Origin of the sequence: Buttiauxella izardii, from assembly GCF_003601925.1 — a bacterium.
In the GTDB taxonomy this organism is placed as follows: Bacteria; Pseudomonadota; Gammaproteobacteria; order Enterobacterales; family Enterobacteriaceae; genus Buttiauxella; species Buttiauxella izardii.
Genome location: NZ_QZWH01000029.1, coordinates 49,042 through 60,351, shown reverse-complemented (window position 1 = coordinate 60,351; position 11,310 = coordinate 49,042). Strand labels below are relative to the sequence as shown.

The following is an 11,310-nucleotide window of genomic DNA, read 5'->3' as shown; positions in this document are numbered from 1 at the left end:
TCAAAACAAAAAGTCAAAACCCAAAGACTACACCGAGCCGGTTTTGACCTTGTTCCCGGTATAAATTGCCCCAGTGTTCCCCATAAGTCAGGGTGGGATGTCGTAATCCCCCTTACACGTTCACCGTTCGCAGAAATATGTAGGATCTGAGATCTTTCAGGTGAACGGAAAACCACCGCACCCCCAGACGTCATGTCACAAATTTTGCTACCTCCCTCATAAAATCAACACAAAGGTATTTAAAAGGTATTGTTGATTGGTATGGTAATGGCGTACCCAACACAATCATGAAGGTTCAACGTATGAAACGTACAACAATTAGCCTTTCATTCATGATGTTTATTGAATGGTTTATCTGGGGCGCCTGGTTCGTCCCTCTTTGGCTGTTCCTGAGTAAAAGTGGATTTAGCCCAACTGAAATCGGCTGGTCTTATGCCTGTACCGCCATCGCCGCAATCCTTTCGCCGATTCTGGTCGGCTCGCTGACTGACCGTTTCTTTGCCGCGCAGAAGGTGCTGGCGCTGCTGATTGCCCCAGTGTTCCCCATAAGTCAGGGTGGGATGTCGTAATCCCCCTTACACGTTCACCGTTCGCAGAAATATGTAGGATCTGAGATCTTTCAGGTGAACGGAAAACCACCGCCCCCCCAGACGTCATGTCACAAATTTTGCTACCTCCCTCATAAAACCAACACAAAGGTATTTAAAAGGTATTGTTGATTGGTATGGTAATGGCGTACCCAACACAATCATGAAGGTTCAACGTATGAAACGTACAACAATTAGCCTTTCATTCATGATGTTTATTGAATGGTTTATCTGGGGCGCCTGGTTCGTCCCTCTTTGGCTGTTCCTGAGTAAAAGTGGATTTAGCCCGACTGAAATCGGCTGGTCTTATGCCTGTACCGCCATCGCCGCAATCCTTTCGCCGATTCTGGTCGGCTCGCTGACTGACCGTTTCTTTGCCGCGCAGAAGGTGCTGGCGCTGCTGATGTTCGTCGGTGCGGTGTTAATGTATCTCGCCGCTCAGCAAACTGAGTTTGTGTATTTCTTCCCGCTGCTGCTGGCCTATTCCCTGACTTATATGCCGACCATTGCGCTGACTAACAGCATCGCGTTTTCCAACGTCGATGATGTGGAACGCGACTTCCCGCGCATTCGTGTGATGGGCACTATCGGCTGGATTGCGTCAGGTTTAGTGTGTGGTTTCCTGCCGCAGATGCTCGGCTTTAGCGATATCTCACCGACCAATATTCCGCTGATTATCACCGCCGCCAGCTCTGCATTATTGGGCGTATTCGCATTAACACTGCCGAATACACCGCCGAAAAGTACCGGCAAGATGAGCCTGAAAGTGATGCTCGGCCTCGATGCCATCGTGTTGCTGAAAGACAAAAACTTCCTCGTCTTTTTCTTCTGCTCATTCCTGTTTGCCATGCCGCTGGCGTTCTACTACATCTTCGCCAACGGCTACCTCACCGAAGTCGGAATGCATAACGCCACTGGATGGATGACGCTCGGTCAGTTCTCCGAAATCTTCTTTATGCTGGCGCTGCCGTTCTTCATTAAGCGCTTTGGCATCAAAAAGGTATTACTGTTTGGTCTTATCACCGCCGCGATTCGTTACGGTTTCTTCGTCTACGGCGGCGCGGATCACATCTTTACTTATGGCCTGCTGTTCCTCGGCATTTTACTGCACGGCGTGAGTTACGATTTCTACTACGTCACCGCCTATATCTACGTCGATAAAAAAGCGCCAACTCACATGCGCACCGCGGCACAAGGGCTTATCACGCTGTGCTGCCAAGGCTTTGGTAGCCTGCTCGGTTATCGCATCGGCGCACAACTGATGGAAAAAATGTTCGCCTACCCGTCGCCGGTCAACGGCCAGACCTTCAACTGGGCGGGAATGTGGGGCTTTGGTGCCATCATGATCGCGGTGATTACCGTGCTGTTCATGGTGTTCTTCCGCGAGTCCGACAAAGAAATCACCACGATTGCCGTTGCTGGCAACCAATCTGAAAAAGATTTAAAGGAAGCATAATGATGGAAAATCGCATTCTCGGGGCCTTTTACGGCCAGGCATTAGGTGACGCGATGGGCATGCCGTCGGAGTTGTGGCCGCGCTCGCGGGTGAAAGCGCACTTTGGCTGGATTGACCGTTTCCTGCCAGGCCCTGCGGAAAACAATGCCGCTTGTTATTTCAACCGCGCGGAGTTCACCGACGATACGTCGATGGCGCTGGCGCTGGCCGATGCGATTATCGAACATGATGGCGCCATTCATCCCGACACTATCGGCCGCAATATTCTGCGCTGGGCCGAGGGCTTCGACGCGTTCAACAAGAACGTTCTCGGGCCAACGTCCAAAATCGCGCTGAATGCGATTAAGCAAGGCACGCCAGTCAGCGAACTGGAAAACAATGGCGTCACCAACGGTGCCGCCATGCGTGCATCGCCGCTCGGTTGCCTGTTGCCGACGCACAATCTCGACGCCTTTATTGATGAAGTGGCGCTCGCTTCCAGCCCGACGCACAAATCCGACCTGGCGATTTCCGGCGCAGTCGTGATTGCCTGGGCGATTTCTAAAGCGATTGAAGGAGCGAGTTGGGAAACGATTTGCGACGAGCTGCCGTCCGTTGCGCGCCACGCGCAAGAAAAGAAAGTCACCACCTTTAACGCGTCGCTCGGCGCACGCATTGAACTGGCACTAAACGTTGCCCGAACCGCGCGCGGCACCGAATCTGGCATGGAGCAGGTTTATCAACTGGTCGGCACCGGAACCAGCACCATTGAATCCGTGGCGGCGGCGATTGCGATGGTGGAACTGGCGCAAACTAACCCGAACCGCTGTGCGATTTTGTGCGCTAATCTCGGCGGCGATACAGACACCATCGGCGCGATGGCGACGGCAATTTGCGGCGCGCTTCACGGCGTGGAAAGCATCGATAGCGAGCTGAAACGCCAGCTTGATGAAGTGAATCAGCTCGACTTTACGCGCTACAGCCGCCTGTTTATGGCGTATCGCCATCAGCGGGAGGTGTGACATGAATGCCCGTGAATTGCAGTCTCGCTTGCCGACGCTTGCCGCAAAACGCCCGGTGTGCGTGCTCGGCTCGGCAGTGATCGACGTGATTGCCGACGCTTATGCCCTGCCGTGGCGCGGTTGTGATATTGAGTTGCAGCAGCAAAGCGTGAATATCGGCGGCTGCGCATTGAACATTGCGCTGACGCTTTCACGCCTCGGTATTGCTTCGCAAAATGCGCTGCCGATTGGCCAGGGAACCTGGGCGGATATCATTCGCTCGAGCCTCGAAAAGCAAGGCATCAAGAGCGAAATCCACACCGACAGCGGCGACAACGGCTGGTGTCTGGCGCTGGTTGAACCGGATGGCGAGCGGACATTTATGTCGTTTCGCGGCGTCGAGCATCAGTGGAATCAGGCGTGGCTCGATAAATTGCAGCTTGCGCCTGGCACCCTGCTTTCGCTTTCAGGCTATCAGCTTGCTGGCCCGTGCGCAGAATTATTAGTCAGCTGGCTGGAATCGCTAAACGAAGTCACCGCCTTTATCGATTTTGGCCCGCGCATTGCGGATATCCCTGCTCCACTTCTGGCGCGGATTATGGCCTGCAAACCGATTGTTTCCCTTAACCGCCAGGAAGCGGCGATTGCCGCCGAATGGCTGAATGTGGCGGCAGAAGATATGGCGGGAATTTGCCAGGCGTGGCTGCAACGCTTTGATTCGCCATTAATTGTGCGCCTCGATAAACAAGGCGCGTGGTTTGCTTCACAGGATAAAACCGGGCTGGCAGCACCTTTCCCGGCGGAAGTGGTGGACACCATTGGCGCGGGCGACAGCCACGCCGGCGGCACATTGGCGGGATTAGCCGCTGGCTGGAATCTGGACGATGCGGTTTGCCTGGGAAATGCCGTGGCGTCTTATGTAGTGAGCCATCGCGGCGGCGATTGCGCGCCGCATCTGGCTGAACTTGAGCAAGCCTTACTCTTCGCAGACAAACACATATAAGTCACTTCTACAGTAGCTAATACTGTATTCGATTGGCCGGTTTTGCGAATCAAACGCCACCTGTTTGATCACCAGAACCGGCACCGGCGTTTCCATTTTGATATGCGTCTGAAATTCGCTGTCGGGCATTCTGGCGCTGACGCGGCTGCGCGTTCGCTGGGGAATAATATTCTGGCTGCGGAAGTAGTCATACAGCGAAACGCCGATGTCGTCGGCATCGGCAATCAACTCCGCAGGCACGTAGGATTCCTCCACCGAAACCGCATCTTCATCCACGTAGCGAATGCGTTTAAGCAAGAAAACGTCGCTATCGGCGGCGATCGCCAGTTGCTCTGCCACATCCGCCGGGCATTTCACCACGCGCTTGTTTACCCACAACGTGTCCGGCTTTTTACCGCGCAACACCACTTGCTGCGAAAAACCACGCGCCTCTTTCAACGAATACTCAAACGTGTTGTTAATCTGCGTGCCGTAGCCACGGGAACGCGTCACCACCCCTTCATCTTCCAGCATTTGCATCGCTTTTCGCACCGTGATGCGCGAAACACCGGTCAACTGACTCAGGTCACGCTCGCCCGGCAGAATATTCCCCTGCGGCAAACCGCCGCTGCGCACCGCCGCTTTCACCGTTTCGGCGAATTTCAGATACAGCGGCATATTATCGGCTTCAGAGAAACGCTGGATGAGTTGTTCGATAAGCTGGCTGTGGGCTGGTTCCATGTGACGTAAGTATCCGGAAGATGGAGATAAAGGGAATAAAGTATATACCATGGTCTTGTATTGGTATTACCACCATTCATGGAAATGGTGAACCGGGCCGATTCCATGCCCGACTTCCAGGGAATCCGCCTGTTCTAACGCCTGGGATAACCACATTTTTGCCGCAGCGATGGTTTGCGGCCAGTCGTTATAACGCGGATAAAGTGCGGCAAGTGCCGCAGAAAGCGTGCATCCCGTGCCGTGAGTGTGACGAGTTTGCACACGCGGCGCGGTAAAACGCTGTGCGCCATCACGGGTAAATAACCAGTCCGGGCTTTCGGCATCATCAAGATGGCCGCCTTTCATCAGCACCGCTTTACAACCCATTCCCAGCAGCGCGTCGCCCTGCTCATTCATTTCTCGCTCATTACGCGCATGGGTTGCATTCAGAAGCGCGGCGGCTTCCGGCAGATTGGGCGTGATCAGCGCGACTTGTGGCAACAACTTCTGACGCAGGCTTTCCACCGCCGAAGGTGCCAACAGCGCATCGCCGCTTTTCGCCAGCATCACGGTGTCGAGCACCACGTTTTTCGCCTGGTAAAAGGCCAGACGTTCCGCCACCGCTTCCACGATATCGGTTTGCGCCAACATGCCGATTTTTATGGTGTCGATGCGCACATCGCTGAGCACCGAATCAAGCTGGGCGGCAACAAATTCAGGTTCAATGCGATAAACCGACTGCACGCCACGGGTGTTTTGCGCCACCAGCGCGGTGACAACACTGGTGCCATACGCGCCCAGTGCCGAGAATGTTTTCAGGTCGGCCTGAATCCCTGCGCCACCGCTCGGATCGGTTCCGGCGATGGTCAATGCGTTAATCCGCTTTTGCCCTTTCATGCCAGCGCCTCCGCCTTGAGTCCATAAAGCGCGTCGAGAAACGCCGGGACAAAACTACCGGGGCCGCGGCTTGCGGCAATCGCCTGTTCACCGGCTAATTTCATAAACTGGCAGGCGGCAGCGACATTATCCAGCCGTGAACCTGGCAGCGAGCAACAGGCGGCAACCACGGCTGAAAGCGCGCAACCGGTGCCAACAACCCGCGTCATCAGCACGCCGCCGCCCGCCACGCTCCAGGCATTTTCGCCATCGGTGATGTAATCTTCCTCGCCGGTGACCGCGACCACCGCTCCAGTGAGTTGCGCCAGTTTCAGGGCTGCGGGCAAGGCGGAAAGTGCGTCGTCAGCGCTGTCGACACCCCGGCCTGCGGAGTGCTCGCCCGCTAATGCGAGGATTTCTGAAGCATTCCCGCGAATCGCGGCGGGTTTTAGCGCAAGGATTTCACGGGCGAATTGCGTGCGAAATTCCAGAGCGCCGACCGCCACCGGGTCAAGCACCCATGGCGTGTCAGATTCATTCGCTGCGTGAATGGCGGCCAGCATAGCCTGACGGCTTGCGGAGGTTAATGTGCCGATATTAATCAGCAACGCACTGGCAACAGGCGCAAATTGCGCGGCTTCTTCCGCTTCGATGACCATCGCGGGAGCGGCACCAATGGCGAGCAACACGTTGGCGGTAAAATTTTGCACCACGTCGTTGGTCATGCAATGAACTAAAGGGGGCGTACTGCGTAATTGGTATAAAACAGAGGCGGCGCGAGGGCCGGGTAGCAGGTCAGGTTGCATCTTTTAAGCTCCTGCCTGGCGTGAAGAAGAGATGACCAGGCAGGCATCTGACTTCCCTACGCTGGCATTATCCAGATCAGGTGGTACGGGTATTTCTCAGCCTTTACAACGGCACCCCGAGTCATTGATAAAACATATCTTATCGACCACAAGAATAATGCCTGCGGGAGTGGCTGTAAACCGCCTGTGCCGTTACCCGTTAAGAAGACTTCCCTTAGAACGTAATAGCCCTATTCAATCATTCAGGGCAACATTGGCAGAAAATAAATAACATTTAGAACTTCATTTATTCTACATATTATTTAAGTTTCAAGATTCAATCATTGCAAAATCAATAATCACAAGACAGTTTAATGTTTGTTTAATATGATACTGATACTCTGAAATATCATCTAGCCGTCTAAAAAATAATGCGCTTGATATTTGTACAGACAGATGATTGAAAGTTAAAAATTCATGATGAGAAAAGCTCGACTATTAAACAATTCTGGAAATTATCACTAACAAACATGGTTTTCTCTGACGGATTTAAAAGACACAGCAAACTGTTTTTAACATTTATTGTGTTTTACTCACTTGCCGCGAGCCTGAGTTATAGCATTGAAGTCAGTGGCTTCACACTGCAACTCTATGACCTGACATTACCGGTTATCTCCGCACTGCTGATTTTATACCATCGCCGCGCCCTGCCTACGCTGGCTCTGTTCGCCGTTTACAGCTTCTGGCGCTATCCTCTTTTTGAGTTTTTAGAGATTGCGGCGCAAATTGTTGCGGCGTTAAGCAGCGCCGTGATTTATTTCTTCATCACCGGGAAAAGAGGTGCAGTGAGTTTTGGCCGCAGCCGTCTTACCGCGCAACGCATTTTCTGGCTTATTTTGTTTAATACGGCTGTATTTACGCTGCTGCATCACTGGCTATTGTTAAAATTCCACATCACTTCACCCTATGATGCAAAAATATTTAGCGTCGCGACGTTAATTAATATTCAGTGGATGTTAACTTCCTGTATTACTGGAATCCCATTTTGTTACTTGGTAATTAGAGCTTGCTACAAGCCGAAGTGGTTTTTCAGCTATTTAAGGCAATTGAAAGCGCTGATTGTCGAAGGGCCGACTGCCGTTAAGCAAATAACCTGGGTAATGATGTTAGTTACCATCATGTATTGCCTGATTATTGCAAACCAGGATTTCTTGCTGTTCACAGATTATTCCCTGGTCTGGCTTTTGCCGATCATGCTGTGGGGGGCTATTTGTTTAGGGCATGCGTTGATTAACCCGTTATGGGTTTTCATGCTGATTTTGTTGAGTCATTACAGCGACAGTTATATCGCGAGGAGTAACGACTTCACCGAAGAGCATTACGTCAGGCACCTGGCGATGGCCTCTTCAATGATCGCGATATTTTCACTGACCATCGTGCTGGTCGGTGTGCTGGCAACCCGCATTTTGAGATACATCAGGCATCTCAAACGCGTCTCTTTAACAGAGCCTCATACCGGTTTACCCAATCTTCGCGCCTTGAAAAATGACATTCCTCGCTTTCCTGGCGCAGGGTTGTGTAGCGTTCAGTGCCCTGAATTAAACTCCCTGACCCAGGCTCATGGCATTACCTTCCGCTTTGAATTTGTTAAAGCCGTTGTTGAATATCTGAAACCACTGCTCAGAGGTCATGACAATATTTATTACAGTCCCGGTTACGGTATTCTCCTTCGCCTCGACGATATCAATGACACGCTAATCGACTCTTATTACAAGGCCATGTCCGCATTCCGTTTCTCATGGGAAGAAATGGAGTTAGGTTTGAATTTTGGCTTGTCCTATATTCTCAATGGCAGCAATATCACTAATCTTTCTTCTGTTGTCGGGCAGCTCAACGCCAGCACTTTTGTGTCACTCAAAAATGGCAGACCAGAAACGCTGAATATCGATGCTCCAGGCGAAAATAATAACAATCCCAGCGTCATCCGCCATTTGTTACAGCAATCGATAGACCAGAGATCGTTTGTCTTAATGGCTCAGCCTATCGTTTCCACAACAAGCGCCGAGCGGTATCACGAAATACTGATTCGCATTAAAACTGGCGAAAATACGCTGCTATTCCCGAATACCTTTTTGCCCGTGGCGCAGGAGGCTGGCCTGCTGGCAGAAGTGGATATGACGGTAATCGAGCAGACGTTTCGCTTTATGCATTCCCTTGGGGAATCACATTCGGAGAGTCGATTCTCGATAAATCTTACCCCGCAGTCGCTAATAAAATCCGATTTCCTCGACCGGATTTATGCTTTGTTCGCTATCTGGTCAATACGCCCGCATCGCGTGATCTTTGAAATCATTGAGTCAGATATAATTGATAATCTTAATGCTTCATCCGTATTGCGCGAGCTGCGAAAACTGGGCTGTAAGATTGCGATTGATGATTTTGGCACCGGCGCTTCAAGCTACTCGCGCCTGAAAAATTTAGAAGCTGATATTCTAAAAATAGATGGTTCGTTTATTCGCAATATCGTTGCTGAAAAATTCGACCATTTTATTGTGATGTCATTTTGCGAAGCCGCAAAGTTCAAGAATTTGGAAGTCGTCGCAGAATTTGTTGAAAGCGAAGAGATCAAACAAATGCTGATAAACATGGGTATCGGCTGGCTACAGGGTTACCACACCGGGAAACCCGTTCTTATTGAATCATTAAAGAAATGATCGCTTTACATACATTCGGCACTGTTACTTAATTTCCCCCCCTATTTTTAATGCCAGGAATTCCCCTGGCATTGTCTCATCCTCAGCGACGCCTCGATTAAGTCTCAGGTGATTTTGTTTCACTGCTAATTTTATTACGATCGCCATTCGATTTATTTCTCAATGAGAGATCTTATGCTTAAGATTGCAATACGGGAAAAAAATAGCCATTTCACTCACGGTATTAAAATAATCGTTGAAAAAGTGTGCCATTACCTAAAAAAAGATTTTTGTTTTTTATCTCCTGAACACCACCATTGCGCCGATATTGTGTTTCTGTCTCTTGATGATCATTGGGTCACAGCCGAATGCTATCAAATGCCAGCGGCAACTCAGTCTCAACGAATTATTCTCATATGCCGAAAAAAAGAACACCAGAACCTTATTTTTCGCCCGTGTTTGTATATGTTGCCCGTTATCTACAGGGAAGATGAAATTGATGAAATAACCCGCAAAATAAGTGGATGGACTGAATCAGCCAGAGACGGGAATAATTCCATTGCGGTTCCCGCCGGGATTTGCCACTACTGCACAACACGCAGTTTCACTGTGGCTGAACGCCAGTTGCTTTGCCACATCGCTAAGGGTCATTCTCTAACAGAGTCTGCATATTTATTGAAAATGGATGAAAATATCGCCAGGTTGCTCCGTAAGGGGATCATGAAAAAACTGGGCATCCGTAATCAATATGAATTGAGCAAGTTTGTAAAAGCTCATCTTCTGTTTTTAATCCCTAACTGAAATTTTATTTAAGAAACCCCTTATATGTACTTAAGGCAAACCTAATATCTAACACTTTTAATCCCTGTCAGTATCCGTTGCAACGATATAATCAGAAGCTGTAAACATTCAGCTTCTGTCGGACGTTAGCGATGCGTTTATGCCACTAACATAAAATGGAAATAACGTCTGATTCAGCATTGATTCCCTGCCGTATCAACGCGAATACCCTTTTGTTCGCGCAATGGAAGACTGAGCTTTTGTACATAGCCGCACGCAAACGCAGATTTCGCCGCATCAGAAACGGAGGCATTGATCATCCTCACGCCAGAGTGATACCAATAATCTTCGACCGCCTGGAATCTCTGCAATATAAGATTCGCGCAGAGCCTGCGCGGGAGCCTCTTGATCTTATCCTCATGACCCGCGACAACTTTTTGTCTCTGGCACTGACCGAGCACTTTTTTAAGTACCAGCGTACTCACGTCTGCGCAACGCTCGATGAGGCCGAGAAATTGCTAAACCGCAGTCCCCAACCGCGAATGTTGATCGATTTAGATGGCGTGAATGTCGCAGCCATTGACGTGCTGAATACCATACGGCAATGGCAAAAAACCTGGCCTCAACTCAATGTCATGCAATTTACGGCTTGCCGCTGCATGAATGTTGTCATGCTCATTGATGCGGCATCAGATTTTCCGGTGGTGGAACGGCGGCAAAGAATGCCCGAATTGCATAACGCTCTGGTTCAAAAACAACACGTGCAGCGGCTTGTTCTTACTCAAAAATTTGCCCCTGCGGCTCCGCTGTCTTCCCGTGAATGGAACATTCTGCTGGCCGTGGCAAAAGGCGAATCGCTGAAATCCATCGCCCGGTCTTTTGGTAAACCCTACCACTACGTTGTTTACACACTTGGCCGCGTTGCCGCCCGTGTTGGGCTAAAAAACAACAAAGAACTGATACACCTGTTAAATAGATTAACCTGCCCGCTGGCGGGGAAAGAGTAGCCGCGCTGAATATCACGCTTTCAAGTGAAGCGTAAGAAATTGCCTATTTTCATTGTTTAAATTTTGTTAAAACAGATCAATTGATTCACAATTACAACTATTCCTGGAAACTGAGTTTCCCGCTGGCTCTGCCGCTTTCACGGGATAAATCATGCAATGATTCCATGTTATGCATAACAATTAAGAAACATTTAAGATTTCATACTATTCTTTATATTCAAAACGCGCTTTTTTGCCATTCATTTAACTTAACACAGGCGCATTACCCAAATAACAAATAATTAACCAATTTAATTAGAATTTGATCATCGCATTATTGCCTGGAGAAAACTGTAGCCTTTCTCTGAAATAATATGGCTGTATAATCCAATCATTCATTTAGCTAATATGAAACATTCATTTAGCTCATGAAATAATTCCTTTTGTAACGCACAAATCTGCTAT

The 11,310-nt window shown here is 49.8% G+C and carries 9 protein-coding genes, 1 pseudogene and 1 riboswitch; of the genes and pseudogenes, 7 read left to right on the top strand and 3 right to left on the bottom strand.

Annotated features, from left to right (window positions below):
* Positions 1 to 287: 287 nt before the first annotated feature.
* The 4 genes and pseudogenes from D6029_RS13870 to D6029_RS13855 form a co-directional block, all read left to right on the top strand.
* Positions 288 to 530: pseudogene (locus D6029_RS13870) on the top strand (nucleoside permease); the annotation flags it as partial.
* 235 nt (positions 531 to 765) lie between these two features.
* Positions 766 to 2,043 (top strand): nucleoside permease, encoded by a 1,278-nt coding sequence (locus D6029_RS13865; protein WP_120065316.1) that lies wholly within the window; start codon positions 766 to 768, stop codon positions 2,041 to 2,043.
* Complete coding sequence (locus D6029_RS13860) at positions 2,043 to 3,044, top strand: ADP-ribosylglycohydrolase family protein (protein ID WP_120065315.1); 1,002 nt, start codon at positions 2,043 to 2,045, stop codon at positions 3,042 to 3,044. Before D6029_RS13865 ends, D6029_RS13860 begins: the two co-directional genes overlap by 1 nt.
* 1 nt (position 3,045) lies before the next feature.
* On the top strand, positions 3,046 to 4,026 hold the full coding sequence (locus tag D6029_RS13855) for a PfkB family carbohydrate kinase (RefSeq protein WP_120065314.1): 981 nt from the start codon (positions 3,046 to 3,048) through the stop codon (positions 4,024 to 4,026).
* On the opposite strand, the gene D6029_RS13850 is transcribed toward D6029_RS13855, so the two are convergent.
* The 3 genes from D6029_RS13850 to thiM all read right to left on the bottom strand — a co-directional run bounded on the left by D6029_RS13850 (position 4,000) and on the right by thiM (position 6,407).
* A complete protein-coding gene (locus D6029_RS13850) occupies positions 4,000 to 4,746 on the bottom strand; it encodes a GntR family transcriptional regulator (RefSeq protein ID WP_120065313.1) in 747 nt (248 codons plus the stop codon). The genes D6029_RS13855 and D6029_RS13850 overlap by 27 nt on opposite strands.
* A gap of 66 nt (positions 4,747 to 4,812) precedes the next feature.
* Complete coding sequence (gene thiD, locus D6029_RS13845) at positions 4,813 to 5,622, bottom strand: bifunctional hydroxymethylpyrimidine kinase/phosphomethylpyrimidine kinase (protein WP_120065312.1); 810 nt, start codon at positions 5,620 to 5,622, stop codon at positions 4,813 to 4,815.
* Positions 5,619 to 6,407 carry a hydroxyethylthiazole kinase gene (gene thiM, locus D6029_RS13840; protein ID WP_120065311.1) on the bottom strand — a complete coding sequence of 263 codons (789 nt, stop codon included), beginning with the start codon at positions 6,405 to 6,407 and terminating at the stop codon, positions 5,619 to 5,621. The genes thiD and thiM overlap by 4 nt, the downstream gene beginning before the upstream one ends.
* A 36-nt stretch (positions 6,408 to 6,443) precedes the next feature.
* Positions 6,444 to 6,536: riboswitch (TPP riboswitch) on the bottom strand.
* 434 nt (positions 6,537 to 6,970) lie between these two features.
* Between thiM and D6029_RS13835 the strand changes: the two genes are divergently transcribed.
* The 3 genes from D6029_RS13835 (at position 6,971) to D6029_RS13825 (ending at position 10,866) form a co-directional block, all read left to right on the top strand.
* Positions 6,971 to 9,100, top strand: coding sequence for a sensor domain-containing phosphodiesterase (locus D6029_RS13835; protein ID WP_167456006.1), 2,130 nt, complete (start codon positions 6,971 to 6,973; stop codon positions 9,098 to 9,100).
* Positions 9,101 to 9,274: 174 nt separating this feature from the next.
* Complete coding sequence (locus D6029_RS13830) at positions 9,275 to 9,880, top strand: fimbriae biosynthesis transcriptional regulator FimW (RefSeq protein ID WP_120065309.1); 606 nt, start codon at positions 9,275 to 9,277, stop codon at positions 9,878 to 9,880.
* 155 nt (positions 9,881 to 10,035) lie between these two features.
* Positions 10,036 to 10,866, top strand: coding sequence for a helix-turn-helix transcriptional regulator (locus D6029_RS13825; protein ID WP_120065308.1), 831 nt, complete (start codon positions 10,036 to 10,038; stop codon positions 10,864 to 10,866).
* Positions 10,867 to 11,310: the final 444 nt, after the last annotated feature.